Here is a 26,353-nt window from a genome sequence, read left to right on the forward strand (position 1 = left end):
CTCCTCACGTCGCGTCAATAGTCGGTCATCTCCAGATAACCGACGCCCCGGTTCTCGCCGCTATCGGCATCGCGGGCGACCACTTCTCCTTCCCAGTAGGGCACGCTGGTGTCCATCCAGCGCTCGGCATGGGGGGCCTCGACGATCAGGTCGAGCTCGGCACGGGGGATTTCCAGGCGCCAACGGGTCGGCACCTCGCGCCCGGCGGCCTGCCGGGTGCCGAGCGGTTCCATGTGGATCTCGTCCGGCGTCAGCGCGGTGGGCTCGCCCTCGGGGCTGATCCAGGTGCCTGAGCGGTAGTCGCCGCCGTCCGTGGCGCCGCCGCGCAGTCGGAAGGCCATCAGCTTGTAGCCGCTATCCAGGTGCAGCGAGAACCAGTCCCAGCCGCGCTGCTCGGCCCCCAGCAACTGGCTGCTCCACTCGCGGTCGAGCCAGCCGCGCCCGCTCACCGTGCGCGTCTCGCCATCCAGGGTGACCTCCCCTTCGATACGCCAGAACGGCTGGCTGTAGTACATCGAGCCAGAGGACATCGAGCCAGAGGACATCGAACCAGAGGACATCGAGCCCTGGCCGTCGGCGGATTTCTGGCTGAAGCCGTTCTCGCCGTGGAGCACCAGCGGGCCCTCGGCAGTGAGGGTCAGGTCGTAGCCGAAGCCGCCGTACTCGTCGTCCTGGTGCGCTGTCAATTCAAGCTCGTCGAAGGTGTCTGTGTCGGGCTCATCGTCTGACGTTTCGTCTGATGTTTCTATATGGCTAGCCAGCTGCCAGTGGTCGATCCAGGCCCGGAACGGCTCGGCCCGTGCACCGGCCTGGCCATCCCGCTCTTCGAGATCGTCGTCGGAATGGCTGCGAGCAAAGCGTTCCGCTACCCGGTGGGTCTCGCCCCGGGAGACCGCCATGTGCGCCATCCACAGCTGGTCGGCGGCCCAGGGCGTGGATTCGGGGCGTTCACCTGGAGGGGTGAGCGCCTGGCGAAACAGGGTCCACTGCAGGCCCAACGGTTCGCCTCTGTCGTCCTCCAGGTTGGCGGTGAGGTACCACCACTCGATGCGGTAGTCCGGATGGGCGGCATGGTCCTCGGGGAAGCGCAGGGTGATGCCTTCATGGGCCTGGGCGAAGTCGCCGGCCTCCTCGCCCAGCCCGGCGAAACCGGCGGGCTCGCCGGGTGCGGCGCCATCTCGCCCGGTGTCGCAGCTGGCAAGCCACAGCAGCGTCAGCGGTATCACGACCAGCCTGGTGCCACTCATGTATTCACCTCCTCGGCCAGCAGTGCCCGGGGTGGGGTGCGCCACAGCGTGATGGCGGGCAGGGCGGTCGCCAGCAGGGCGACTGCCACGGCGGTGGCCAGGGTCAGCGCGATCTCCATCGGGAACAGGAACAGCGGCAGGCGCCAGCCGAAGGCGGCGACGTTGATCACCGCCACCAGGCCCAGGGCGAGGACGATGCCCAGTGGAATCGCCAGGGCGCCGGTCACCAAGGCGGCGCCGCCGAGCTGGCCCAGCTGTACCTGGACCAGCTGGGCCCGGGGAATCCCCAGCGCCCAGAGCGGCGCCAGCTGGCGACGTCGCTCACGGGCCTGGGCCAGCAGGCTGGCCAGCAGTGCCAGGGCCGCCACCCCCAAGGTCAGCGCACTCAGCGCCCGGGTGATGGTGAAGGTACGCTCGAAGATGCCGGTGGCGATGCGTTTCACCTCGCGCTGGTCCACCAGGCTGTCGCTGCCCAGGCCGAAGTGTTGGCTCAGGGCCTGGCCCAGCGCCGCCTCGTCGGCGCCTGCCGCCAGCACGATGCCGATGGAACCCGGCGGTGCGCCGAAGCGGCTGGCCAGCTGGGCAGTGGCAAACAGCACTTCCCCCTGGGTGTTGCCGTAGTCGGGATAGACCGCTACCACGGTGGCTTGCTCTTGGCCCCGGGGGGCGCTCAGGGTCAGCCTGTCGCCTGGGGTCAGCCCCTCGCTGATCGCCAACTGCTCGTTGATGAAGGCCTCGCCGCCGCCGAAGGCCTGCCAGGCGGCGTCACGGCCCGCGAGGGTGTCCAGCAGTGGCCAGCTCGGCATCAAGGCGTCGCCGGGGGTAATGCCGTAGAGGTGGGTCGGCAGCGCCAGATCCCGAGTGTTGCCGCCGCGCTTGACCTCGTACAGGGTGGCCTCGATACGGCGGGTGGGCAGCCGTTCGGCCACCTCGCGCCGTTCGCCGAGCCAGGTTTCGATTTCCTCGAACTGCTCCGCCGGCGGGCGCAGGTAGAGGTCCGCTACCAGGCGCTGGTCCAGCCAGTCGAGGAAGGTGAGGCGAAAGCCACCGACCATGCTGCTCACGCCCAGGTTGGCGGAGAGCGCGATCAGCAGAGCCATCATGGCCAGCGACAGCCGCGGCAGCTGGAGCTGCAGGTCGGCCAGGGCCCACTGGGCCAGTGGCCGGCGGCGCGCCAGCCGTTCCAGCGCGGCGATAAAGGCTGCCAACAGTGGCGGCAGCCACAGGGCGCTGGCCAGCAGCAGCGCCGCCATCAGGCCGAAACCGGCCAGCAGCCCTTCACCCGGCGGCTGCCCGGCGAGCCAGGCCCACAGCACCAGGCCGGTCAAGGCCACCAGGGCACCGGCCAGGGTCATGAAGGTGAGCTGGCGCCGGAAGCCCGCCCGCCAGGCCTGGGCCTGGCCCAGCCCCAGCACGCTGAGCCGGGCGGCGCGCCACAGCACCCCGGCGCCGGCCAGGAAGAGCCCGCCCAGGGTGACGGCGATTCCGCCAACCCAATAGTGCCAGGGCAGGTTGAGTTCGGCGGTTACGCCGGCGCCATAGAGGCTGCCCAGGGTGGCGGCCACGTCCGGCAGCAGCAGCCGTGCCAGCCATACGCCGCTGACGATACCGGCGAGCGCACCAATGATGCCCAGCAGCAACAGCTCCAGGGCCAGCAGCCCCACCAGGCGGCGCCCCGAGACGCCCAGCGCCCGCAGCGTGCGCAACATGGCCAGGCGCTGTTCCAGCGCCAGGCCCAGCGCCGCCTGAACGATGAACAGCCCCACCACCAGCGCAAGCAGTGCCATGGCTGTGAGGTTGAGGTGGAAGCTTTCGGTGAGCTGGCCCGGCGAGGCCAGCGTGGCCGCCCGGCTCAGTACCAGGCCTGTAGGGGCTTCGTCCAGGGCATGGGGGGCGGTGACCAGCCGCGACAGCGTCTCGCCACTGTCGAGCAGCATCGCGGCCGCGGCGATATCCATCACCAGGGTATCGGGAGGCAGCGAAGGTGCCAGCACAAGCGGTGGTAGTGGCCGCCCGTCGACCAGGCGCGGTTCGCCGCCTGGCGCCTGGCGATCCGCTACACCCAGGGCGGGCAGGGTGTCCGGGGCCACGCGGGTCTGCCACGGCGGGGTGAGAAAAATGGTCAGGTCACCTGGTCTTGAAGAGAGGCTGCCGGCGGTGGCGAAGGCATTGTCGCCGGGCAGGGTGAAGGGCTCGATGCCGATCACCGTCAGCCGGGTGCCATCGGGGGCCTCCAGCGTGCCCTCCAGCAGCGGCGATATCGGCAGCCCGGCGCGGCGCAGGCGCAGGTAGTCATCCCGGGTCAAGGGTTGGCCGTCGCGGCGCTCCAGGCGGTCGAGCCCGGTGGTGAATAACGCCTCGGCGCGGGCGTAGCTGTCGCGGGCCGAGGCATTGATTGCCTGCACGCCGCTCCACAGGGCGCTAGCCACCCACAGGCCCAGCAGCAGCATGGCGAGTTGGCCCGGATGGCGCTTGTAGTGGGAAAGCAGTGTCGCCAGGGTAGTGAACATCAGCGATGGCTCGCCTCTCGTTCATCAACGGGGCCGAGCCGGCCGTGGGTCAGCCGCAGGCAGCGGTCCAGCGGCGCGGCCACCTGGGAGCTGTGGGTCACCATCAGCAGGGCGCTGCCGCTCTCGCTCACCAGCGAAAGCAACAGGCCTAGCACCTCGTCGGCACTGGTCTCGTCCAGGTTGCCGGTGGGCTCGTCGGCCAGCAGCAGCGCTGGGCGAGGTGCCAGGGCGCGACCGATGGCCAGGCGCTGCTGCTGGCCACCGGAGAGCTGTTCCGGGTAGCGTTTCTCCATGCCGGAAAGGCCGAGCCGTTCGATCAGGTGGGCCGCCCACTCCGGGTCGCACCGCCGGGCAAGTCGGGCCTGCAGGCGCAGGTTGTCGCCAACGTTCAGGCTCGGCACCAGGTGAAACTGCTGGAACACCAGGCCCAGGGTATCGCGGCGCAACCGGGCCCGGGCGGGCTCGTCCAGCGACGAGATAGCCTGGCCGGCGACCGACACTTCGCCGGCCTCCGGCAGGTCGAGGCCCGCCGCCAGATGCAGTAGGGTCGACTTGCCGCTGCCCGACTCGCCCATCAGCGCCAGGCTCTCCCCGGCAGCGAGCCGCAGGTCGATGCCGTCCAGCACCTGAAGCGGCCCCTGGGGTGTCGCGTAGGACTTGTGGACCTGGCGGAATTCGAGCATGGATGAGCCTTTCCCAGGAAAACGCGTATCGTCCCACAGGCTGGCTGCCTAGGCGAAGATGCGCTCGAATTCATCCGTGAAGTCGGGAGAAGCGGGTTGAATCCCGATCAGGGCACGGCAGAGTTCGAGCAGCTTGCGTGCTGTCTGGAATAACATGTCGCTGAGGCCGTGGAGCAGATTGAAATGCTCGGCGACCTCTCTGTAATCCGTGGCATAGTCATGTGCTGCCATGTTGCGAACCATGCGGCAGCGCTGCCAGTCGTCCATGGAGTCGATCACGCCCTGTTTTTCGAAGAAAGACAACACTTTGAGAAAGCTGTCAGTAGGCTCCCCCATCAGCAGGGCGCAGTGACGCATGGCGGAAGCCAGGGAGTCCTGAAGCTTGGCGAATCGCTCGTTGATGGCGGCCAGGGTTTCGAACAGGTCGACGTCCTTCTTGCGCGTTTCTAGTTCGGCTGCGTCGATCGGCCAGTGGAGCTTGCCATCCGACTGATGAAGGAACCATGCGCAGCGCTGAATGGCTTCGAGCAGCTTGGCCAGGTGTCGGCGCTGTTCTTCGAGCAGATCGTGCGTCATGCGGCCTCTTCCAATGGGCAGCCCTGTGTGAGGGCGATGGCCTGGAAAGGTGAAGGAGTCCTATCCCGCGAGTAGGCCAGAAGATCCACTGGCAGGAAAAGCCTCTCTTCAAGCTTACCCTTGATTTCGGCTAGGATCAGGCGTGCCAAAGGGGTTGGCGAGATGAGTAACAGATCGAGATCGCCGCCCTTGCGGTTGTCATCCAGGCGCGAGCCGAACAGTCGCACTTCGACGTCTTTGCCGGCGATGTCGCGGACGGTCGTTAGAATGGTGTGGATCTGTTCGTGCGTCAGGCGCATGCGACGTACTCCATCAATGGCATGATGAGTCTAGCATCATTGCGCAATATCACGCTTACAGGTGAGCCAGCCTTGACCGTCACGGTGTCCATGCATTTCGTCAACGAGCTGTTTCGCGGCGTTCCTGCCGTCGGGAATGACCGTAGGAGCTATCTCGAGCGCGCGGGGATTTCGCCGTTCCTGCTTGCGGCGCCCCATGGGCGTGTCACGGTGGAGCAGTTCGCCACCCTTTATCGGCTGCTGGTGAACGAGTATGACGACGAGACGCCGGGCTTCTTCGCCCGGCCGCTGCGGGGCGGCACGCTCAAGCTGCTCTGCTTGAGTGTGCTGGAGGCGCCGACGCTAAAGGTGGCGCTGCATCGCTACACGCTGTTCTTCCGCATCGTGCTGGATGACTTCGGCTATGAGTACACCGTCGAGGACGATCTGGTCAGGGTGGCGCTGGTGGAGCGACAGCCGCCGGCGGGCAGCCGGATCCTGGTCCACGAGCTGATGCTCAAGCTGTTCCACGGCATCGCCTCGTGGATGATTGCCCGCAAGATCCCGCCGATCATGATGGAGTGCGCCTACGCCCAGCCGGCACACAGCGCCGACTATCTCTATTTCTACCCCGGCAAGGTGCGCTTCGACCGTGCCGAGACTGCCATCTACTTCGACGCCGCGCTGCTCGAGCAGCCAATCCGCCAGACCAAGCAGAACCTGGGCGCCTTCCTGCGCCGGGCACCCGCCGACTGGTTCTACGTCTCCTTTGCTGATCGCCTGGTCTCGCATCGGGTGCGCGAGCATCTCTCGCGCCACCTGGCTTCCTCGGGCTCGGTGCACGACGTGGCGCGAGAGCTGCACATGTCGGTGCGCACCCTGGCGCGTCGGCTGGCCGCCGAGGGCACCCATTTCCAGGCGGTCAAGGACGAGTTTCGGCGCGACTTCGCCATCCAGGCGCTGACTCGCAGCGAGCGGCCACTGCCGGCCATCGCCGACGAGCTCGGTTTCCGCGACCTGGCCTGCTTCAGCCGTGCCTTCAAGTCGTGGACCGGCAACTCGCCCGCCGCCTACCGGCGGGCGATCGCGTCCCTGCCCCAGCTTGCCTGAGGCACTTCTTTTGCCGCAGGCCATCTGGCTCAGACCACTTGATTCAGACCTCCTGGCGAATGCGCTTCTTCAGGCCGGTTCGATCTTGGCCTGATCTCGTGCCAGCTCCTCATGCCGAGTCCAGCGACGATAGAAGACGGTGACAAAGGTAGAGTTGATGACGATGAACAGCGAATACATGACAGGCATCAGCAGGATGAGCTGCTGAGTTTCACCGGCAAACGTCATGATGACGATCAACACCGCCAGCGGGCCATTCTGAATGCCGGTTTCCAGCGACACCGTTCTGGCTTTCTGGGGGTTCAGCCGTAGTACACGGGAGAACAGGTAACCGAAAGCGAAGCCGATGAGGCCTATCAGAATGACAGCGGCATAGACTTCCCAGCCGGTCTCAACCAGCAGACGCCAGTTTCTGGGCACCCAGGTCACCACCAGGAAGAGGATGACGACGGCGCCGAGAATCCCCCCCATCAGCTCGATGACGGCACCGATATTGGAGTTCCTGCGGCGCAGCCACATGCCGATAAGGGTTGGAATCAGCAGCACGAAGAGCAGCCGAGCGATCTGATCCGGCGGGATGCGGAAGGCATCATCGATGCCCTGGGTGTAAAACTCCATTAGCAAGGGCACCATGACGAAGCCTGCCAGGGTGGAGCAGATGGTCATCATGATGCTCAAGCTGAGCAGACTTTTCGAAAAATAGGCGAAGATATTGGACGTCGTACCGCCGGGCATGCAGCCAATCAGCACCAGGCCCACCGTTTGCTCAGCAGTCAGGTTCAGCACTCGCGATAACAGAAAGGCGATCAACGGCATCAGCATGTACTGGGAGGCAAAACCAACCCCAACTGCCTGAGGGTGGCGCAAGGCCAGCCTGAAATCCTTGAAGGTCAGCGATGACCCCATGCCGAACATGATGATGACCATCATGATGGACAATAAACTCTCTTCCAATGGACTCAGCATGCCTTATGCTCCAACATTGTTGTTATCAATCCCGATAAATCAACCGATGAGCCGATCAATCGCCAGTGACTGCGGCTCGCACTTCCTTGCGCAAGACCTTGCCAACCGGTGTCTTGGGCAACTCGCTCCAGAACACGACTTTTTTGGGCACTTTGTAGGCAGCCAGTTCCTGCTTGCAGTGCGCGATGACCTCCTTCTCGGTGACGCTCTCCTCACGCAAGACCACATAGGCATGGACGGCTTCTCCGGTCTGGTCGTCGGCTACCCCAATCACCGCTGATTCCTGTACTTGGGGAATGCGGGCAATGCAGTCTTCGACTTCATTGGGGTAGACGTTGAAACCGCTGACCAGAATCATGTCCTTCTTGCGATCGACAATGCTGAAATGGCCGTCTTCGCTCATGACACCGATGTCGCCCGTGTAGAACCAGCCATTCTTGATGGCGTTGGCGGTTTCCTGGGGGTTATTCCAGTATCCCTTCATGACCTGTGGCCCGCGCACGATGATTTCGCCCGGCTCACCGACCGCTACCGGCTCGCCCTGCTCATCGACAATGCGCACATCGGTATCCGGGGCGGGTATTCCGATGCTGTCGGACCGCTCCTGGCCGATGGGGTTGAAACAGATGACCGGGGACGTTTCCGTCAGGCCATAACCCTCGGCAATGGGGCTACCCACCACCGCGCGCCACCGCTCGGCTACCGCCTTGTGCAGTGCGGTACCGCCAGCCAATGCTACCTTCATGGATTGAGGTGGATAGACGGTGAACCATTCCTCGTTCAACAGGGCGTTATATAGGGTGTTGACGCCCGAGATCCAGGAAATGGGGTAGTTGTCGAAAGCACGCTGGCAATTTTGAATCGGGCGTGGGCTGGGCACCAGAACGTTGTGCGCTCCCTTATGGTAAAAAGCCAACAGGTTAACGGTGAAGGCAAAGATGTGGTAGATCGGCAAAGCCGTCAGGATGCATTCCTTGCCCGGCTCAATGTGATCACCGGCGACCGAATCGACCTGCTCCAGGTTACTGATCAAGTTGCCATGGGTCAGCTCGGCGCCCTTGCTGACCCCGGTGGTGCCTCCTGTGTACTGCAACAAGGCAGTATCCGACCGGGCCAAATGCTGCCAGTACTGGCGAACATCGATGCTGGCCGCGGCCTTCGCTTCCTGTCCTTTTTTCAAGGCTTGATCGATGGTGTCGACTACCAGCCGGTGTTTGGGAATCACCCGGTTCCAATACTTCAGTACTGCTTTTAAAACGCCGCGAACCACAGGCGGGAACCACTGAGCAACAGAGGTGACGACCACCTGCTTGATGCCAGTCTGTTTAATGATGGCTTCCAGCTTGTCGACAAACATATCGACGATGACCAGCGCCTGCGCACCGCTGTCATTTAACTGATGTTCCATTTCCCTTTTGGTGTAGAGCGGATTGACGTTCACCAGAATGCAACCAGCCTTGAGGATACCAAAAGCCACAACGGGCAGCGTCAGGCAGTTGGGCATCTGCACGGCCACACGGGTGCCGGCTTCCAGCTTGAGGCACTCGCGCAAATAAACGGCGAAGGCGTCCGACATTTCATCGACTTCGGCATAGGTCAGACGACCATTCATGCCGTTAGGCATGCAGGTGGTGAAGGCGAGTTGCTGGCTGTAGTTTTGCCCTGCCGCCTGGATGAGCGCCGGCAGGTTATCGTGTGAATGGTGACTGTCTGTTGCTTCACCGGCTTCAGATCGAGCGGCCCGGTAATGGCTCATCCAGGGTTTGTTGTCGTAATAGTGAACATTCGACATGAAGGGCCTCTGGTGAAGGGTCTGTCTGCGCAAAGCTGGAAATCCCTGGCCCGTCACAGTGCCTCAGTCCCTTTTTTATGGTTCTACGCAGACTGGCGTGAAGAGGCCGCAGGCCTCCCGGCGGGGTTGCCAGTGCCAGCGACCATCGCCAACGCCGTGGCCTCCGCCAAGGCGCCTGACGGCGCCAGTCGCGATGGAAACCAGCGCTCCAACAAGGTCAGCAGTAACCGCGCTGTAGGAGTATCTTTAGATCACGACTGGAGGCCGCAGGCCTCCCGGCGGTGTTGGAAACGTTACGGTTATCGCCGTGGCGGCGGCCTCCTCCAAGGCGCCTCTCGGCGACAGTCGCGATGCAGAGTCGGGGCGCCGAACCGAGCGCTCCAACAAGGAGCGCCTGCGTCGCTATCGCCGAGGCGTCCTTCCACAATGCAGTCTGTGCAGAGCAGGTTCACGCCAAAGTGTGAAGAACCTTTTTTATAGCTTCCTACAGTATCCAACTCTGCTACTAAGCAACAATAGCTGTATAGACGTTTCATGGGAAATTGCACAGACCCCGGCAGCCTGTGGATAACCTGTGTGTTTTCGTGTGAACTTTTGTGCGTAAGGTGTTGGCCGGCTGTGGACGGTATCATTGCGGCCGGCTGCGACGCTGATTCATTGCAGGAGGAAACCCGTGCCGCGGGTTTACGCATCGCGGCAGACTTTGTGCATTTCGTGCCGAATGTACGGGCCAGTAAGCCCTTGAAGCAGCGGGGGCGCCATTGGCGCCCCCGCTGTGGATTACGCTGCCGCTAGCGGCCTGCTCGGTACCGTCCGGTCAATGGCTATGGCCATGCCCGTGATCGTCGTCATGGCTGTTGCCGTGCCCATGATCATCATGGCCGGGCTCGGCCAGGGCGTCATGCAGCACCTGGGCGTTGTGGCGCATCATGCCCAGGTAGGTGCTGGCGTCGCCATCCGTGGCCAGGGCGTCGGCATACAGGGTGCCGGCGATGGGCAGCCCGGCCTCTTCCGAGAGCTGGTTGATGATCGCCGGGCTGGTCATGTTCTCGTGGAACAGCGCCTTGACGTTCTGCTCGCGAATCACGTCGATCAACTGTGCCATGTCGGCGGCACTGGGCTCGGCTTCGGTGGAAAGCCCCACCGGCGAGAGGAAACGGATGCCATAGGCATTGGCGAAGTAGCCGAAGGAATCGTGGCCGGTGATCACGCTGGTGGAGGCGGGAATCTCGCCGATCAGCTGACGAATCTCGTCATCGGTGGCCTGCATTTCGTTGATGTAGCGCTCGGCGTTCTCGCGATAGGCGGCTTCGTTGTCCGGGTCGGCCTCGATCAGCCCCTCGAGGATATTGCCGACATAGACCTGGCCCATGGCGAGGTCCTGCCAGCCATGGGGGTCTTGCTCGCCATGGTCGTGATCGTCATGTCCACTGTCATCATGACCATGGTCATCGTGGTCATCGTGCCCATGATCGTCATGGCCATGTGCCTGGTCATGATAATCCAGCTTGTCGATGCCGTCGGTGGCGGTCACCAGCGGGCCGGCATAGTCGCTGGAATCGATCAGGCGCTCCATCCAGCCCTCGAAGAGCAGCCCGTTGAATACCACCAGGTCCGCATCGGCCAGGTCGCGGGCGTCGCGCGGGCTGGGTGAGAAGACATGAGCGTCACTGTCGGGGCCGACCAGCGAGGTGACCTCGACGTGCTCGCCACCGACATTCTCGACCATGTCGGCCAGGATGCTGAAGCTGGTAACGACCTGTACGCGTTCGGCGGCGAAGGCAGCCGGCAGGGCGAGCATGGCCGTAGCGCCAATCACCAGGGCGGAGGGCTTGATAGTACGCATGCAGTACTCCTTGGTTTGTTGTCGGTGTCTATGCGGCGGTCAGTGAGGCTCGGGAGCCCCGAGCGGTGCCGCACGTCGGCGCAGCCGCGCAGTCAGGCTGTGGTGGCGGCCGAACAGGGCGGAGAGCATGTAGCCCACGCCGGCCAGCAGGATGATGGCGGGGCCCGAGGGAATGCTGAGGTGATACGACAACAGCAGCCCGCCGGTACTGGCGATCATGGCCAGCACGATGGCAATGCCGATCAGCCCTTCCAGGCGCTTGCTCCAGAAGCGCGCGGTGGTGGCCGGCAGCATCATCAGGCCCACTGCCATCAAGGTGCCCAGGGTCTGGAAACCGGCGGTCAGGTTGAGCACCACCAGGCCGAGGAAGGTGCCGTGAACCAGGCCGCCACGCATGCCCTGGCCGCGCAAGAACAGCGGGTCGAGGCACTCCACCACCAGGGCGCGGAAGATGAGCGCCAGGGTGATCACGATCACGCTGCTGATCGCCGCGATCAGGATCAGGGCGGTGGTGTTCACGGCGAGGATCGAGCCGAACAGCACATGGGTCAGGTCGACGCTGCTGCCGCCCAGCGAGACGAGCATCACCCCGGCCGCCAGCGAAATCAGGAAGAAGCTGGCCATGGCGGAGTCTTCCCGGTGGCCGGTCATCTGCGACACGCTACCCGCCAGCATGGCTACCAGCAGCCCCGAGAGCACGCCGCCAAGGCTCATGATCGGCAGCGAGAAGCCGGCGAGCAGGAAGCCCAGCGCGACACCGGGCAGGATGGCATGGGCCATGGCATCGCCGATCAGGCTCATCCCCCGCAACATGAGGAACACCCCTATGGGAGGTGCCGCCAGCGACAGGGCCAAGCTGCCCACCGCGGCGCGCCGCATGAAGCCGTAGTCGAAGGGGGCGATCAGCCACTCGTAGAGCAGCGCTAGCATGTACTGACTCCCGGAATACCCAGCATCAATCGGGCGGTGCCGGCAACGGGGGCGTGCCCCTCGAGAATCGCCTGGGGCGAAGTCCAGTGGGCGTGGCCGTTGGCCAGTACCACAACCTCGTCAGCCAGCCGTGAGAGCTGCTCCATGTCGTGCAGCACCACGATAAGGGTGGCGCCGCTGGCGGCCATGTCGCGCAGCACCGTCATCAGCACGTCCACGGTTTCGCTATCGACGTTGGCGAAGGGCTCGTCGAGCAGCAGCAGCTCGGCTTCCTGCATCAGGGTACGGCCGATCAGGGCGCGCTGGCGCTGGCCGCCGGAGAGTTCACCCAGCGGGCGGTGCGCCAGGTGCGAAATACCCAGGCGAGCCATGACCTCGCGGCCGCGGCGATAGTGGCGAGCGCAGTACCCGGTCAGCGCCCCGTGGCTCGGCCAGCTGCCGGTCATGACCAGTTCTTCCACGCTCATGGGGAAGGTGAGGTCCAGTGCCAGTTGCTGTGGCAGCCAGGCGCGGCGCTCCTTGGGCACCGTACACGCCACGCGGCCGGCGACCGGCTTGAGCATGCCCATGATCCCCTGGATCAGCGTGCTCTTGCCGGTGCCGTTGGCGCCGACCAGCGCGGTGATGGCGCCGTCGCGAAAGCGACCATCCACATGCTCGAGCACGGTGCGATTGGCCTGGGCCAGCTGCAGGTTGTGGAGCTGCAGCCGGGTGTTGGGTTCCTGCTCCATCAGCCCCACCATCCTGCCGCCCATGAGACGGCCAGCCAGAGCGTGCCCAGCGGCGCGGCGGCCAGCAGCAGGCGCCGTGTGGCGGAAAGCGACATCAGCGAGAAATGGCAAGGCCCTTCCTGGCGGTGTCGATGCGAACGTGAGTGATGTGCCATGGGATTGGCCTCTCGGCGCGATAAGATAAACTAGGATATAACATAACAAATAACCCGGCCGGCGGGGAGGGGCACCAGCGTTTTTCGTGACTCAAAACCCGCTGGGGCGTGCGCTGGGTTGTGTAGCGCTCCGTGGCCGCAGGCTCGCGCAATCATTTCGTGCCTGAGGCCGGAATCGGTCATCGAACTATTCAGGCAACGTTATAACATAATAATGATTGCTGCAAAGTTATTGCGCAAGAAACCCACAAATCAAAGGGGCCATGCACCGTCAAGCCGCGGGTAAAAGCCGTCTCGCCCCCGCTCGGCGTGATTCAGTAGCGCAGCGCCACCCCGACCTGATTCGGCGCCACCAGCAGGGCATATTCACCTTTCAGGTGCATATCTCCCACCAACACCCGGGCCGGCTGGAAGCGGTTGATCGCTACCGAGGCTTGGCGCGGCTGGGTCTGCAGCTGCAACTCGCTGATCAACATACCGGTAGCGAAGTTGATCGCCCCGTCGCGTCCGCGCCCGTCGCCCACACCGATCAGCAGTCCCGAAGCCGTGTTCACGGCGAGCGAACCCAGCCGGGCTTCCAGGCTACGGCGTCGACGCTCCTGCTCGGCCACCGAGCGCATCAGCCGCCGGGCCCGGTCGATATCCTGATCAGCGTCACGCAACTCGCGGTAGGCCTGTGGGTGTGGCTGGCGATCCATCAAAGTGCCGCCCAGCGCCAGGGCCGACTTCACCACGCCCACCCGGGCGTCGTAGCGGTCGTCGCGGCTGCTTGACTCGCTGGCCTGATAGGCGTTCATCGCCAGAGTAGTGGCATACACCCCCGCCCAGCCGTATTGCCAGTAGTTGGCGTGCCGCTCGCCCCTGGCCAGGGCGTCTTCGTAGGCCTGGAATTCCTGAATGGGCTGCTGGGCCAGGGCAGGTACGGCAAAGACAACGCCCAGTAACAGAGTGAGGAGGCAGGCGAACAGGCGTGACGAGGACATGGACATCTCCATAGACATGGACAGACATTTTTTCGACCAAAGCCGAGCTGCCGACAGTGACCGGCATGCAGCGATACCGTAGAGTCTAGGCATTGTCTAAAAAGTCGGCGAGCGAAGGTCAGGCCAGGCAAAAATCGACAAAAAGACGGAGTTTGCGCAGTGTAAGTGAGTACTTTGAGTCAATTTTTAACGCTGTATGGCCAAGCGCAGCCAGTTTTCGGACAAGGTCTGAGAATACGTCATCTGGAGAACCTAATGCGACCGCCGCTCGACGATACCGCGTTCGATGTTGTCTTCCGTGAAGCGCGTACCCACTACGGTTTTCGCAATGTACCCATTGACGAGGCACTCCTGCGTCGTCTCTACGACCTGCTGAAGTGGGGCCCGACCTCCATGAACTGCCAGCCATCGCGCTATGTGTTCGTGACCAGCGTCGAGGCCAAGTCGCGGCTGCTGCCGGCGCTTTCCGAAGCCAACCGCGACAAGTCCTACCAAGCCGGTACCACCGTGATAATAGCCACCGACATCTGCTTTCACGAACACCTGCCGACGCTGTTTTCCAATTCGCCCAATGCGCGGGAGCACTTCGCGGCCAATCTCGAGACGGCCAGTGAAACGGCCTGGCGCAACGGCACCCTGCAGGGCGCCTACCTGATGATCGCCGCCCGCATGCTGGGGCTGGACGTGGGGCCCATGAGCGGCTTCGACAACGCCATGGTCGACGCCGAGTTCTTCCCCGATGGCCGCTACAAGAGTAACTTCCTGGTCAACCTGGGCATAGGCGACCCCGAGAGCCTGCGCCCCCGGGGCCCACGATTGAAATTCGACGAAGTGGCGGAAGTGGTCTGAGCCCGGTCAGCCGGGCCTTGTCGCGCATCGACTAATCCTGCAAGGCGAATTCCTCGGTATCGATATCCGCCTGCTGCTCCGCGCTGTAGCGGCCGCCGGCTATCTGGTCCGGGGTCATCATGGTGTTCAACCGGGCGACGGTCGCCGGGTCCAGGTCGAGCGTTCCCGCCGCCAGGTTCTCGTGCATATGCTCGATGAAGCGGGAGCCGGGAATCGGTATCACGTCTTCCCCTTGCGCCCTCAGCCAGGCCAGGGCCAGCTGGCCGGTGGTCACGCCCAGCTCGTCCGCGATGGCCTTGAGCTTCTCTAGCTGGCGCAGGTTGTGTGGCAGGTTCTCGGCGTTGAAGCGCGGCATGCCTCGGCGAACGTCGTGCTCCTGCAGCTGTGTAGTATCTGTCACGGCGCCTGCCAGAAAGCCCCTGCCCAGGGGGCTGAAGGCCACCAGCGCCGTACCCGACTCCCGGCAGGCCGTGATCAGCGCGATCTCGGGGTTGCGGGTCCACAGGGAAAACTCCGACTGCACCGCCGCGCGGTGGCCATGCCGCACTTGCTGGCCAGCATCACCTGGTCGCGCTTGCTCGCCAGGGCCTGGCCCACCACCTTCTCGTTGGCCGTCGCCCCGTAAAGCGTCGCGGTATCGAAGTGGCGATAGCCCATGTCGAAGGCCTCATCCAGGGCACGAATTGCCTCGGGCTCGGGAACGGGGCTGCCGTAGCCATGGGAGAGGTTCATGCAACCCAGGCCGATGGGGGGCGAGGCAACGTCCTTCAGGCGATCAAAGAGAGGCGACATGGGAATCCTTGTGGGTGGCAGGGGGAAGGCGCACGGGCGGGGCCGGTGGCGGTGATTGTCATCATGCCGAGGGTGGGCAGGGCATCGCAAGGTGGGGAGTCGAGACAGCCACCATCGATTGCATCGACGACTGTTGGAGGTAGCTTCAGCTCGCGACAGGCGGAGGTTGCCGTGGCTTGGCGTGGGCGGCTTGGTGTCGGCAATTGCCGTAGGGTTGCATCGACGACTGTTGGAGGTAGCTTTAGCTCGCGACAGGCGGAAGCTGCGGTAGCCCGATGAAGGCAGCTCGGTGTCGGCGGTTTCCGTAGGGTTGCATCGACGATTGTTGGAGGTAGCTTCAGCTCGCGACCGGCGGAGGTTGCCGTGGCTTGGTGAGAGCGGCTCGCATAGGGAAGAGCGAAGGGTCGGTTCGCTGAGCTAGGTCCATCGGATCCACTCGGCCAAGGCCTCGCGATTGGCGATCTCGATCTGCTGAGCGCGGGGGTCGACTTCGGAGTGGTTCGGGTTGACGCCAAGCTCACGTAACGCATAGAGCACCAGCGGGCCGCGACAGCGCAGCAGCAGCTCGCCATGCTCCATACGATAATCTCTGGCCACCAGCTCCCGCTCTGCCTGGGGTAGACGCTGGTCCGGGATCAGCTTCACTTCCACATAGGCATGCCATTGAGAATCCTGATTGCCACCATGTTCACCAAGCATGTCGCCACAGGGTTCCGGAATGCCGCGAAACCGGCTCAGCACAAAATCCCGAAACGCAAGATGCTTCTCGCAGAAAGCCCTTACGTGCCAACGCCTTGAGGCGAATACAAGGGTGTGGGGAACGATAATACGGTCCTCTCCAGTCGGGCTGGAAAACGAAGCGTAGTTGACTTCCAGGCGAAGGCCCAGCCGTGACGCCTTGACCAGCTCACGCACAACCTTTGGTGATACCTCGCGGCTGGGTAAAGGCAGCGACTCGGTATCGGCCGCGCCTAGCCCCAGCCCCGCAAAGGGCGAATCGAGATCGTGATCCGAACCCAGCAGGTGTAGGTACTCTTCGACCCGGCCACGAGTGAATTGGGGCGAGAAATCATCGGCCGGCAAAAACCCCTTGCGGGATTCGTCATACGTCAGGTTGTCCGGCGCAAGTGTCCGATATTGCTTGAGGACTTTCTGCGCCTGCTGGCGCCCGATGCCGAAGGCCTTTCCTAGCTGTGAAGAGGCCACTCGGCCCTCCCAGAGAGCCAGAATTTCGATCAACCGGTAGCGGGCAAGGGTGTCCCAGGGCAGTGGCGTAATATCGAGCATGTCAACTCCTCGTGCTGCTCTTTGAAGCTGTGATCTCTATCAACACCGGCCTGAAAAAGATGCTGGTTTCCTGGACAGTGGTGGTGGCTGTGAGGATAGGGTGCTTAGATAGGATACAGCTTAGAAACAATATACAGGCGCAGGGAGCCCGCATGGATGATCTGTCACCTTCCGACCTGAAAACTATTCTCCACTCGAAGCGTGCCAATCTCTATTACTTGCAACACTGCCGTGTGTTGGTGAACGGCGGTCGTGTCGAGTACGTCACCGATGAAGGCAGTCGGTCGCGCTACTGGAACATCCCAATAGCCAATACGACATCGTTGCTGCTCGGTACCGGCACCTCGATCACTCAGGCGGCGATGCGGGAACTGGCCAAGGCCGGCGTGCTGGTGGGCTTCTGTGGTGGCGGCGGTACGCCCCTCTTCGCTGCCAATGAGGTGGATGTGGATGTCGCCTGGCTGACGCCGCAGAGCGAGTATCGTCCCACCGAATATCTACAGCACTGGGTGCATTTCTGGTTCGACGACGAGAAACGCCTGGAGGCAGCGAAGGCCTTCCAACTGGCGCGCTTGAACAGGATCGAAGCATTGTGGGCGGACCGTTTTCTCACGGAGGCCGGCTTTACCGTTTCGGCGGATGCGCTCCATCAGGCGTTGGCAACACATCGCGATGCCATTGCCATGTCACCCAACACGACTGATCTGCTGACCCTCGAAGCACGCCTGACCAAGTTTCTTTTCAAACTCGCAACTCGTGCCGTGAACTACGGCGATTTTACTCGAGCCAAGCGCGGCAGCGGCACCGATCCCGCCAACCGTTTCCTCGACCATGGCAATTACCTGGCCTATGGCCTGGCGGCAAGTGCCACTTGGGTTCTCGGCATTCCGCATGGGCTGGCCGTGTTGCATGGCAAAACACGCCGAGGTGGGCTCATCTTTGACGTCGCCGACCTGGTCAAGGATGCCGTGATTCTTCCCCAGGCGTTTATCTCTGCCATGCGAGGCGATGAGGAACAAGAGTTTCGTCAGGCCTGTATCGAGCGGCTGACGCGGACGGAATCTCTCGACTTCATGATCGATTCTCTCAAGGCTATTGCGCTCGACCTTGGTGGGCCCGGCGCATGAATGTATTGCTGGTCTCCCAGTGCAGCAAGAACGCGCTCAAGGAGACGCGTCGTATTCTCGATCAGTTTGCCGAGCGGCGAGGCGATCGCACCTGGCAGACACCGATTACTCAGGCTGGGCTAGATACGTTGAGGAAGCTGCTGCGTAAAAGGGCGCGCAAGAATACTGCCGTGGCGTGTCATTGGATTCGGGGGCGCGACCATAGCGAACTGATTTGGATCGTCGGTGATGCCAAACGATTCAACTTACAGGGAGCGGTACCCACCAATACGACTTCCCGGGATATCCTGCGCCGCAGCGATGAAAACGACTGGCATACCGGCGAAGACATCCTGTTGCTGGCCGCCATGGCCGCGCTTCTGCACGATTTGGGTAAGGCATGCGAGGCCTTTCAGCGGCGGCTCTTAGGCAAGCTCGAGGGACGTAACCTCTATCGCCATGAATGGGTCTCGCTCCGCCTGTTCCAGGCCTTCGTCGGCGATGATGACGATACGGGCTGGCTGACTCGCTTGGCGGAAGAAGGTAGATCCACGGACGAGTCGACTTGGCTGGCGCGACTGGAGCGCGATGGATTGGAGGGTATTCCCGAGTCGCCATTTCAAAGCCTACCCCCTTTGGCCGCGGCCATTGGTTGGCTGATCGTCACTCATCACCGCTTACCCTTGATGCCGGGGGACAAGTCCCATTCCGATCCTGAGTCAGCTCGCTGGGGAAGAGAGAAGCCTGTATTTCGAGCGGACCAGTTACGAGACCTGCCTGCCACGATCTCCGCCGACTGGAACGAGATCAGCGTCAGCCAGGACAAGCAGCAGCAGGCGCTCTACTGGACTTTCAAGCATGGCCTGCCAGTAACCACAGAGAAGTGGCGTGAGCGTGCGCGGCATCTGGCACAGCGACTCCTGAAGCGTCCATTGCCTGATCGATCCTGGCTGGATGATCCATATGCCATCCACCTGGCTCGGCTTAGCCTGATGCTGGCTGATCACCACTATTCCAGCCTGGAAGAGCTGCGCCATCGGGTCAGAGGGAAAGCAGGATATCCTCTGCACGCCAATACCATTCGCAAGACAGGCCAGCTCAACCAGCCGCTCGACGAACATATACTGGGCGTCGAGAAACATGCCGCGGCTGTCGCCAGGGCGCTGCCAAGCCTCACCAGCCACCTTCCGAGGCTGGCTCGCCACAAGGGTTTTCGTAAGCGCAGCGATCACCCACGCTTCCGCTGGCAGGACTGGGCCTATGATCTCGCCCAGGGGCTACGCGAGCGCAGTGAGCGGCAAGGGTTCTTCGGTATCAACATGGCCTCGACAGGTTGTGGCAAGACCCTGGCCAACGGGCGGATTCTCTATGCCTTGGCAGACCCGCAACAGGGTGCGCGTTTCAGCGTGGCACTGGGTCTGCGCACCTTGACGTTGCAGACTGGCCAGGCCTACCGCGAGCGGCTCAATCTCGGCGAGGACGAGTTGGCGGTACGGGTCGGCGGTAGCGCCAACCGTGATCTGTTTGAACACTACGAACGGGAGGCTGAGAAGAGCGGATCGGCCTCCGTGCAGCAGTTGATCGAGGAAGACGGGCATGTGGTTTTCGATGGCAATTTCGAGAGCCACCCGGTACTGCGGCGGCTCAACGATGATTTCGGCACCCGGCCACTGATTGCCGCCCCGATCCTGGTGTGCACCGTCGACCACCTGGTGCCGGCCACCGAGAGTACCCGAGGCGGTCGCCAGATTGCGCCGATGCTGCGGCTGATGAGCAGCGATCTGGTGCTGGATGAGATCGACGATTTCGATGTCAACGACCTGCCCGCGCTGACCCGGCTGGTGCACTGGGCGGGACTGCTAGGGTCGCGAGTGCTGCTCTCCTCAGCCACCCTGCCGCCGGCGCTGGTGCGGGGGCTGTATGAGGCCTATCGCAATGGACGCGAGCACTACCAGCGCAATCGAGGCGTTCCAGGCCTGGCGGTGGATATCTGCTGTGCCTGGTTCGATGAGCATGATCGACAGCATGCGGACTGCGCCAACGGCACAGACTTCGCTGAGGCGCATCGGCAGTTCGCGGTGCGCCGATACGGGCGCTTGGCCTCAGACGCTATAAGGCGCCGCGCCGAGCTGGTGCCTATGGATGGATTGGGCAAGACCCCAGAGGGGATAAGGCAAGCATTGGCCGAACGGCTGCGTGAGCATGCCACGGCTCTGCATGAGCGCCACCACAGCATCGACCCGCATAGCGGCAGGCGTGTCAGTTTCGGGTTGATTCGCCTGGCCAACATCGAGCCGATCTTCGATCTGGCTCTGGCGCTTTATCGTCTGGGTGCTATGGAAGGGCAGCGCATCCACCTGTGTGTCTACCACTCTCAGCATCCGCTGCTGATTCGATCAGCTATCGAACGACGCCTCGACCGTATGCTCGACCGCCGTAATGCCGATGCCGTGTTCGACCTACCGGAGGTGCGCCGCTGCCTCGAGGCCTCACCGGAAGCGGATCAGCTCTTTATCGTGCTCGGCTCCCCGGTAACCGAGGTCGGTCGTGACCACGACTACGACTGGGCCATTGTCGAGCCCTCCTCCATGCGATCCATCATTCAGCTCGCTGGGCGGGTGCGTCGCCATCGCGAGGGTGAGTGCACCACGCCCAATATCCTGCTGCTCGATACCAACCTGAAGCACCTGGAGAACCCGGGCGACTTGGCATTCCGCCGCCCAGGTTTCGAGACGTCGCAGGAGTGGGCACTTAGTAGCCACTCCCTGCGGCAACTGCTGCAGCCCGAGGAGTGGCAGGTCATCGACGCCAGGCCGCGGATCGTCACACGGGACGCACTCAAGCCACATGAAAGCCTTGTCGATCTCGAGCATGCGCGCTTGCAGGCCGCCATGATAGAACCTCCCGCTAAGGTACTGAGCAAGCGTGAATTGCGCGCCATGAAGGAGCCGCCGCCCCCATCACTGGGTGCCTATACCTGGTATGCCATGCCACGCGTCCACCTGCTGGGCGTGATGCCGCAGTGTCAGCCGTTCCGTGAGCAGACCGCACCCCAGGAGGAACTCATTCTCAAGCCGGACGAGAGTGGTGAGGAGTGGGTTCTACACCGAGTCCACAAGGGCGCCAGACGCGGCGAAAGTCTCTATGTGCCGGTCGAGGAGAGCCTGTTGGCCCGCATTGACCTGACTGCTGTGCAAGGTAGACGTATTCAGACCTGGGGGGAAGCGGACTATATGGAGGCTCTGGTGGCGCTGGCCGACGACTTGGAATTGCCGCTGGAGGAAGCCGCGCGGAAGTTCGGCACCTTGATGGTACCCGAGAACCGGCAAGGGTGGCGTTATCACGCCGCCTTGGGGTTCACCAAGCGGCGTTGAGGTGGGTCGGCGCTGGCCGGCCCGCTGCCTGCACGGCAGAAAGAGCTAGCTAAATTAGCATCGCATTGATTTTTCTTAGCTGCCTATACGGCAGACGCTAATTGTAGAGTGCAGCTTGTTTTTTTTCATGCTGATATTTTTATCATTTTTTAGCTTCGCACTGATTGGTTGTTTTTTGGTTCTAGAGGTGCCAATATAAAAACCAAGGGGTGCTGTCACACCCCTTGGGTATTGGCCAGTCGGGTCAAAAGCCACCTGAATCTGCCAGGCCTGAGCAGATAGGAGGTTGCGAAGCGTGATTGGCTACCACGTGACGTTATTAGTCGTGTGACGGGCCTTGCCCGTCCTACCTTACGTCCTGAGGCAGCGTTGCCTCGGGGCATATTCTACATGAACCATACCGATTCCCAATAGGGGATCGAGAAGGATGCGATATGCCTGCTGATTCTCCCCCTTCAGGGGCGCCCACCGGACTTCGCGCCTTGATCGAAGATTTCCTTCAGGAACGCTTCGATGCCAAGGCCGAAAAGCTCCCGCCCGACGACCCCAAGCATGATGAGCTGGTCGCGCAATTTAAGTTTGATACTTGGATCAACGATGCAGCGCGGCGAGTCGGCCAGCTTCAGGTCGTCACTCACTCGCTGAAACCGATCCATCCCGATGCCAAGGGCACCAACCTCTACGCACCTCCAGAGTCGCTACCCGCTCATCCAGCGGTGGGTAGTCATCTGCTACCGACGAATTTCCTCGGCGATGTGGTCGGCAATGCCGCCGCCCTGGATGTCTACAAGTTTCTCAAACTCGAACACCAAGGGAAGTCACTGTTGGAGCGAGTGCTGGAGAACGACGCGGAACTCGCCGCTGCCCTCAGCGACGATGCCGAACAGGCCCATGCCTGGATGCAGGCCTTCGCTGCCATTACCGAGCCGCGCGGCGAAGAGGCCTCGCATACCCGAGCCAAGCAGGTCTACTGGCTAGTGGGCGAGGATTCTGTCGATAACGGTGACTACCACCTGCTGGCGCCGCTCTATGCCACGTCCTTGTCGCATAGCATCTTCCTGGCCATCAATGAGGACCGCTTCGGTGAAGCGGCCAAGGCGGCGCGCAAGGCGCGTCGTGAAAAGGAGTTTTCTGAGGCGGGATATCACGACTACCCCAATCTGGCGGTACAGAAGCTGGGGGGAACCAAGCCACAGAACATATCCCAGTTGAATAGTGAACGAGGTGGTAACAACTACCTGCTGGCCTCGCTACCGCCGAGCTGGGTATCCCGGGATATTTCTCCAATTTATGGCATCGGAAGTGTATTTGATCGTTTTCAGGGGATTAGGAGTGTCAAGAGGGCTGTCAATCACTTGAAATGGTTTTTGAATAGCGATCCTTCTCCGACTGTTCATACACGACAACGACGTGAGGATATCAATGCGTCTTTGATAGACGAGCTAATTCAGTTCAGCGCAAGGATACAAAGCCTGCCGTCCGGTTGGACTGCTAGTGAAAAGTGCAATTTGCCGGCTGAAGAAACGTACTGGCTGGACCCCGGCCGGGCGGAAACCGATGAGGCGTTTCGTGAGGCACGCGAGTCAACAAACTGGGAGAGCGAAATCAGGCAGCGCTTCGCCAACTGGCTGAACCATGCGCTTGTTCGCAAGTTGCCGCTGGGTGATACCGAGCATCGCCATTGGTCGCGGGAACTGGGGCGCGATGCAACCTACCAGCGCTGGTTGGAGCGTGACCGCCGCTGGATGGAGTCGCTCGATCGCGAGCTGGATGACTGGCAGGGAGGCCTTGGCCATGAGTGAGGTTCAAAATCTTCTGGTGCTGCCCTGCCTACGGGTGCAGAACGCCAATGCCATCTCCAGCCAGATGACTTGGGGCTTTCCCGCCATGAGCGCCTTCATCGGGTTGATGCATGCGCTGGAGCGCAAGCTGGCGGCCAGCGATATTTCGTTGCTGTTCGACGGTGTCGGTGTCATTTGCCACGACTTCGAGGCTCAGGCGACAGAGGGTGGCTTTACCCGCACTTTCCATCTGACGCGCAATCCGGTCGATCGGAGCGGTGGCACTGCGGCCATTGTCGAGGAAGGGCGTGTTCACCTCGATATTACCCTGGTCTTTGCTGTTCGAGGGGACGCCTGCGGTGGTAACGAAGCCGAGCGTGGTGCCCTGGCCAAGGAAGTGGACGAGATCGTCGCGGGCATGCGTATCGCCGGTGGTAGCGTTATTCCGGCTCTGCCGGGCCGAACCTCCCGCTCACGCCCGGCACTGATTCCACTGGAGGAAAACGGCGAGGAGCGTGATGAGCAGTTCAGGCGACTCAAGCGGCGCTGGCTACCGGGTTTCACGCTGGTGTCCCGCGATGACTTGCTGGCGCAGCGCTTTGAGGAAATGCATGAGGCCAGCCCCGTTGCCACCCTATTGGACGCCTGGCTCGACCTGTCGCGTCTCAACCATGAGTGCTACCTCAAGCCGGTGGAGAGCGACAAGGGCGAAATCCACGAAGAGGTGAGCTGGGAGATTCGCCGACCGCCTGGTTGGATCGTGCCGATCCCGATCGGCTATGGCGCGCTGTCCGAGGTCTTCGAGCCGGGTACGGTCGCCAATTCACGCGATGCCGAAACGCCTTTCCGCTTTGTCGAAAGCCTTTACTCCATCGGGCAGTGGATTAGCCCGCATCGGCTGCAGCGTCCCGAAGAGCTGCTCTGGTATGTAGACAACGATCTCGATGCCGGCCTCTATCGACTCAATAACGACTATCACAATCGCTCAACAACCGCATAACGACAGGGAAACGAATCATGGCCAAGAACGATACTCTCAAGACTGCTTCCGTCCTCGCCTTCGAGCGGAAGCTCGACTCATCCGATGCCCTGTTCTTCGCGGGCAACTGGGAAACGCGCGACGAGGGAGAAGCGTGGCCTGCTATCGCCATTCGCGAGAAGTCGGTGCGAGGCACGATTTCCAACCGCCTGAAAGCCAAAGATCAGGACCCCGCCAAGCTGGATGCAGCTATCGAAAACCCTAACCTGCAGACTGTCGATGTTGCGACCTTGCCCAGCGATGCCGATACACTGAAGGCGCGCTTTACGCTTCGGGTACTCGGCGGTGCCGGTGTACCCTCGGCCTGTAACAACGCCGAATACCAGGCGAAACTCAAGGAGGCGGTGAGTGGCTATGTGCACTCTCAAGGGTTCGAGACCCTGGCCAGCCGCTATGCTTACAACCTGGCGAACGGACGCTTCCTGTGGCGCAACCGAATTGGAGCGGAGCAGGTCGAGATACAGGTACGCCTGATGGAGCAAAGTGAAGCCGTCGACACTTGGACGTTCGATGCGCTCTCCCTCTCCCTGCGTGACTTCGAGCCGACCGAAGAGACGCGCTCTAACTTGGAATCGCTCACTGCACGCATTGCCGAGGGGCTAAGCGGCTCGCGACATGTTCTGCTTGATGTCACGGCTTTCGCACGAGTCGGCAACGGCCAGGAGGTTTTCCCCTCTCAGGAGCTGATTCTGGATCGTAGTCGAGGTGATAAAAGCAAAACACTCTATCAAGTCGGTGAAATTGCAGGCATGCACTCTCAGAAGATCGGCAATGCCATCCGCACAGTGGACACTTGGTATCCGCAGGAGGGCGACGAGGATCTTGGACCTATCGCCGTCGAACCTTATGGTTCTGTCACCACCCAAGGCAAGGCGTATCGTCAGCCCAAGCAGAAAGCTGACTTCTACTCTCTGCTCGACAACTGGATGATCAAGGATCAGCAGCCGGAACCAGAACAGCAGCATTTCGTCATGGCTACGCTGATTCGTGGTGGTGTATTCGGCGAAGCGGGGTAAGCCCATGGATCACTATATCGATATCCGCTTGCGTCCCGACCCGGACTTTCCGGCTTCGATGTTGATAGGGGCGCTATACAGCAAGCTGCATCGGGCACTGCATGATCTATCGGCCGATGACATTGGTGTGAGCTTCCCCGATCACAAGACCGGCGTGCGTGCGCGCACGCCGGGCGACCGGCTTCGGTTGCATGGCGAACAGGCTCGGCTTGAGCAGTTGATGGCGATTTCATGGCTCACCGGCATGCGCGATCACGTAATGGTCGAAGCCATTCAGCCAGTACCTGCTGAAGTGAAGCACCGTGTCGTCCGGCGTCGACAGTTCAATACCGGAAGTCCTAGCCGGGCGAAGCGTTATGCCCAACGGCACGGGGTTGAAATTGAAGAGGCCCAGCGCTTGATGGAAACGCCTGCCGCGCGGCAGATCGCCCTGCCTTTCGTGCAGGTCAGCAGCCGCTCCAGTGGGCAGCGTTTCGCGCTATTCATCGAGCATGACCAACTACAGTCGCAGCCTGTCACTGGCTGCTTCAATCATTACGGGTTGAGCAATGAGGCAACGGTGCCCTGGTTCTGACCCCTTTTTAGGAGGGCGGCATTAGGTTCTTAAAAATCAAGTTGTTGGCGACGCCTCTCTGAAAAGGGAGGCGTTGTTCTATCAAGCCATTGCTCTTTAACAATCAATCGCTTAACTTGAATAGGTTCTAGTGCGCTGCCGCCCAGGCAGCTCAGAAAAGCACTCGCAGCAGAAGCGCGGCGAATCAAATGTGCGCTGCCGCCCAGGCAGCTCAGAAAATCCGGTAGCAGGCGGCAATCCTCCAGCAGAGGTGCGCTGCCGCCCAGGCAGCTCAGAAAGCGAAGCGCTGGTAGTTCTCACGGCCGGTAAGGTGCGCTGCCGCCCAGGCAGCTCAGAAATCAAGATCCACCAACAGCACCGCCACCTTGCGGTGCGCTGCCGCCCAGGCAGCTCAGAAAATGTCCTCTTTCACGCCGTAGCCGATATGCACGTGCGCTGCCGCCCAGGCAGCTCAGAAAATGTCGGAGCTGGTCGAGCGCGCCCCGCCCTGGTGCGCTGCCGCCCAGGCAGCTCAGAAATTCGATGACGCTATCGAGTTCTTCGGCGTTGAGTGCGCTGCCGCCCAGGCAGCTCAGAAATCATGTGGATCGTCGCTATGAGGCCGCATATCGTGCGCTGCCGCCCAGGCAGCTCAGAAATCGAACTCATCGACGCCAACAACGTCTTGTGCGTGCGCTGCCGCCCAGGCAGCTCAGAAACATGCCGTCGCCGCCCCCGTCGCCCATCTC

21 protein-coding genes, 1 pseudogene and 1 CRISPR repeat array (1 of these 23 cut by a window edge) are annotated in these 26,353 nt (G+C 62.1%); of the genes and pseudogenes, 8 read left to right on the forward strand and 14 right to left on the reverse strand.

Annotated features, from left to right (window positions below; all coding sequences use genetic code 11):
- Positions 1–14 precede the first annotated feature (14 nt).
- From DU490_RS03550 to DU490_RS03570, 5 genes are read right to left on the reverse strand one after another with little or no spacing between them, the layout of a single operon-like run.
- Positions 15–1,247 carry a lipocalin-like domain-containing protein gene (locus DU490_RS03550; RefSeq protein ID WP_114572960.1) on the reverse strand — a complete coding sequence of 411 codons (1,233 nt, stop codon included), beginning with the start codon at positions 1,245–1,247 and terminating at the stop codon, positions 15–17.
- On the reverse strand, positions 1,244–3,757 hold the full coding sequence (locus DU490_RS03555) for an FtsX-like permease family protein (protein ID WP_114572961.1): 2,514 nt from the start codon (positions 3,755–3,757) through the stop codon (positions 1,244–1,246). The genes DU490_RS03550 and DU490_RS03555 overlap by 4 nt, the downstream gene beginning before the upstream one ends.
- Entirely contained in the window at positions 3,757–4,440 is a 684-nt protein-coding gene (locus DU490_RS03560; RefSeq protein WP_114572962.1) for an ABC transporter ATP-binding protein, read from the reverse strand. Before DU490_RS03560 ends, DU490_RS03555 begins: the two co-directional genes overlap by 1 nt.
- Before the next feature lie 48 nt (positions 4,441–4,488).
- A complete protein-coding gene (locus DU490_RS03565) occupies positions 4,489–5,016 on the reverse strand; it encodes a hypothetical protein (protein WP_114572963.1) in 528 nt (175 codons plus the stop codon).
- The gene (locus DU490_RS03570; RefSeq protein WP_114572964.1) at positions 5,013–5,315 is read right to left on the reverse strand and encodes a nucleotidyltransferase domain-containing protein; all 303 of its coding nucleotides are present in this window, start codon (positions 5,313–5,315) and stop codon (positions 5,013–5,015) included. Before DU490_RS03570 ends, DU490_RS03565 begins: the two co-directional genes overlap by 4 nt.
- Before the next feature lie 72 nt (positions 5,316–5,387).
- On the opposite strand from DU490_RS03570, the gene DU490_RS03575 reads away from it, so the two are divergent.
- Positions 5,388–6,404 (forward strand): AraC family transcriptional regulator, encoded by a 1,017-nt coding sequence (locus DU490_RS03575; protein ID WP_114572965.1) that lies wholly within the window; start codon positions 5,388–5,390, stop codon positions 6,402–6,404.
- Positions 6,405–6,473: 69 nt separating this feature from the next.
- On the opposite strand, the gene DU490_RS03580 is transcribed toward DU490_RS03575, so the two are convergent.
- From DU490_RS03580 to DU490_RS03605, 7 genes are all read right to left on the reverse strand, one after another.
- On the reverse strand, positions 6,474–7,370 hold the full coding sequence (locus DU490_RS03580) for a bile acid:sodium symporter family protein (RefSeq protein WP_114572966.1): 897 nt from the start codon (positions 7,368–7,370) through the stop codon (positions 6,474–6,476).
- Between the two features lie 55 nt (positions 7,371–7,425).
- Positions 7,426–9,162 carry an AMP-binding protein gene (locus DU490_RS03585; protein ID WP_114572967.1) on the reverse strand — a complete coding sequence of 579 codons (1,737 nt, stop codon included), beginning with the start codon at positions 9,160–9,162 and terminating at the stop codon, positions 7,426–7,428.
- A gap of 817 nt (positions 9,163–9,979) precedes the next feature.
- Positions 9,980–11,008, reverse strand: coding sequence for a metal ABC transporter solute-binding protein, Zn/Mn family (locus tag DU490_RS03590; RefSeq protein ID WP_114572968.1), 1,029 nt, complete (start codon positions 11,006–11,008; stop codon positions 9,980–9,982).
- A gap of 39 nt (positions 11,009–11,047) precedes the next feature.
- The gene (locus DU490_RS03595; RefSeq protein ID WP_114572969.1) at positions 11,048–11,938 is read right to left on the reverse strand and encodes a metal ABC transporter permease; all 891 of its coding nucleotides are present in this window, start codon (positions 11,936–11,938) and stop codon (positions 11,048–11,050) included.
- Positions 11,932–12,669 carry a metal ABC transporter ATP-binding protein gene (locus DU490_RS03600; protein ID WP_114572970.1) on the reverse strand — a complete coding sequence of 246 codons (738 nt, stop codon included), beginning with the start codon at positions 12,667–12,669 and terminating at the stop codon, positions 11,932–11,934. The genes DU490_RS03595 and DU490_RS03600 overlap by 7 nt, the downstream gene beginning before the upstream one ends.
- Complete coding sequence (locus DU490_RS17100; RefSeq protein WP_181869944.1) at positions 12,669–12,824, reverse strand: hypothetical protein; 156 nt, start codon at positions 12,822–12,824, stop codon at positions 12,669–12,671. The genes DU490_RS03600 and DU490_RS17100 overlap by 1 nt, the downstream gene beginning before the upstream one ends.
- A gap of 314 nt (positions 12,825–13,138) precedes the next feature.
- On the reverse strand, positions 13,139–13,807 hold the full coding sequence (locus tag DU490_RS03605) for a hypothetical protein (RefSeq protein WP_181869945.1): 669 nt from the start codon (positions 13,805–13,807) through the stop codon (positions 13,139–13,141).
- Between the two features lie 255 nt (positions 13,808–14,062).
- Between DU490_RS03605 and DU490_RS03610 the strand changes: the two genes are divergently transcribed.
- On the forward strand, positions 14,063–14,656 hold the full coding sequence (locus DU490_RS03610; RefSeq protein ID WP_114572971.1) for a malonic semialdehyde reductase: 594 nt from the start codon (positions 14,063–14,065) through the stop codon (positions 14,654–14,656).
- Between the two features lie 31 nt (positions 14,657–14,687).
- On the opposite strand, the pseudogene DU490_RS03615 reads toward DU490_RS03610, so the two are convergent.
- Positions 14,688–15,448: pseudogene (locus DU490_RS03615) on the reverse strand (aldo/keto reductase).
- Between the two features lie 417 nt (positions 15,449–15,865).
- On the reverse strand, positions 15,866–16,735 hold the full coding sequence (locus DU490_RS03620; protein ID WP_114572972.1) for a WYL domain-containing protein: 870 nt from the start codon (positions 16,733–16,735) through the stop codon (positions 15,866–15,868).
- Between the two features lie 152 nt (positions 16,736–16,887).
- Between DU490_RS03620 and cas1f the strand changes: the two genes are divergently transcribed.
- The 6 genes from cas1f to cas6f all read left to right on the forward strand — a co-directional run bounded on the left by cas1f (position 16,888) and on the right by cas6f (position 25,625).
- Positions 16,888–17,862 (forward strand): type I-F CRISPR-associated endonuclease Cas1f, encoded by a 975-nt coding sequence (gene cas1f, locus DU490_RS03625; protein ID WP_114572973.1) that lies wholly within the window; start codon positions 16,888–16,890, stop codon positions 17,860–17,862.
- Positions 17,859–21,215 (forward strand): type I-F CRISPR-associated helicase Cas3f, encoded by a 3,357-nt coding sequence (gene cas3f / locus DU490_RS03630; RefSeq protein ID WP_114572974.1) that lies wholly within the window; start codon positions 17,859–17,861, stop codon positions 21,213–21,215. Before cas1f ends, cas3f begins: the two co-directional genes overlap by 4 nt.
- A gap of 482 nt (positions 21,216–21,697) precedes the next feature.
- Positions 21,698–23,017, forward strand: coding sequence for a type I-F CRISPR-associated protein Csy1 (gene csy1 / locus DU490_RS03635; RefSeq protein WP_258801230.1), 1,320 nt, complete (start codon positions 21,698–21,700; stop codon positions 23,015–23,017).
- The gene (gene csy2 / locus DU490_RS03640) at positions 23,010–23,996 is read left to right on the forward strand and encodes a type I-F CRISPR-associated protein Csy2 (RefSeq protein ID WP_114572976.1); all 987 of its coding nucleotides are present in this window, start codon (positions 23,010–23,012) and stop codon (positions 23,994–23,996) included. The genes csy1 and csy2 overlap by 8 nt, the downstream gene beginning before the upstream one ends.
- A 17-nt stretch (positions 23,997–24,013) precedes the next feature.
- Positions 24,014–25,051, forward strand: coding sequence for a type I-F CRISPR-associated protein Csy3 (gene csy3, locus DU490_RS03645; RefSeq protein WP_114572977.1), 1,038 nt, complete (start codon positions 24,014–24,016; stop codon positions 25,049–25,051).
- Between the two features lie 4 nt (positions 25,052–25,055).
- Positions 25,056–25,625, forward strand: coding sequence for a type I-F CRISPR-associated endoribonuclease Cas6/Csy4 (gene cas6f / locus DU490_RS03650; protein WP_114572978.1), 570 nt, complete (start codon positions 25,056–25,058; stop codon positions 25,623–25,625).
- Positions 25,626–25,755: 130 nt separating this feature from the next.
- Positions 25,756–26,353: direct repeats of the CRISPR family, unit length 28 nt; unit sequence GTGCGCTGCCGCCCAGGCAGCTCAGAAA (it continues 6,092 nt past the right edge of the window).

Source organism: Halomonas sp. DQ26W (assembly GCF_003339685.1).
In the GTDB taxonomy this organism is placed as follows: domain Bacteria; phylum Pseudomonadota; class Gammaproteobacteria; order Pseudomonadales; family Halomonadaceae; genus Halomonas.

Coding starts and splice junctions, on each gene's coding strand:
- DU490_RS03585 (WP_114572967.1), bottom strand. CDS start 9,162: ATGTCGAATGTTCACTATTACGACAACAAACCCTGGATGAGCCATTAC.
- DU490_RS03555 (WP_114572961.1), bottom strand. CDS start 3,757: ATGTTCACTACCCTGGCGACACTGCTTTCCCACTACAAGCGCCATCCG.
- DU490_RS03605 (WP_181869945.1), bottom strand. CDS start 13,807: ATGTCCTCGTCACGCCTGTTCGCCTGCCTCCTCACTCTGTTACTGGGC.
- DU490_RS03600 (WP_114572970.1), bottom strand. CDS start 12,669: ATGGAGCAGGAACCCAACACCCGGCTGCAGCTCCACAACCTGCAGCTG.
- DU490_RS03560 (WP_114572962.1), bottom strand. CDS start 4,440: ATGCTCGAATTCCGCCAGGTCCACAAGTCCTACGCGACACCCCAGGGG.
- DU490_RS03565 (WP_114572963.1), bottom strand. CDS start 5,016: ATGACGCACGATCTGCTCGAAGAACAGCGCCGACACCTGGCCAAGCTG.
- DU490_RS03550 (WP_114572960.1), bottom strand. CDS start 1,247: ATGAGTGGCACCAGGCTGGTCGTGATACCGCTGACGCTGCTGTGGCTT.
- DU490_RS03610 (WP_114572971.1), top strand. CDS start 14,063: ATGCGACCGCCGCTCGACGATACCGCGTTCGATGTTGTCTTCCGTGAA.
- DU490_RS03580 (WP_114572966.1), bottom strand. CDS start 7,370: ATGCTGAGTCCATTGGAAGAGAGTTTATTGTCCATCATGATGGTCATC.
- DU490_RS03595 (WP_114572969.1), bottom strand. CDS start 11,938: ATGCTAGCGCTGCTCTACGAGTGGCTGATCGCCCCCTTCGACTACGGC.
- DU490_RS03590 (WP_114572968.1), bottom strand. CDS start 11,008: ATGCGTACTATCAAGCCCTCCGCCCTGGTGATTGGCGCTACGGCCATG.
- cas3f (WP_114572974.1), top strand. CDS start 17,859: ATGAATGTATTGCTGGTCTCCCAGTGCAGCAAGAACGCGCTCAAGGAG.
- csy2 (WP_114572976.1), top strand. CDS start 23,010: ATGAGTGAGGTTCAAAATCTTCTGGTGCTGCCCTGCCTACGGGTGCAG.
- DU490_RS03620 (WP_114572972.1), bottom strand. CDS start 16,735: ATGCTCGATATTACGCCACTGCCCTGGGACACCCTTGCCCGCTACCGG.
- DU490_RS03570 (WP_114572964.1), bottom strand. CDS start 5,315: ATGCGCCTGACGCACGAACAGATCCACACCATTCTAACGACCGTCCGC.
- DU490_RS17100 (WP_181869944.1), bottom strand. CDS start 12,824: ATGGCACATCACTCACGTTCGCATCGACACCGCCAGGAAGGGCCTTGC.
- cas6f (WP_114572978.1), top strand. CDS start 25,056: ATGGATCACTATATCGATATCCGCTTGCGTCCCGACCCGGACTTTCCG.
- cas1f (WP_114572973.1), top strand. CDS start 16,888: ATGGATGATCTGTCACCTTCCGACCTGAAAACTATTCTCCACTCGAAG.
- csy3 (WP_114572977.1), top strand. CDS start 24,014: ATGGCCAAGAACGATACTCTCAAGACTGCTTCCGTCCTCGCCTTCGAG.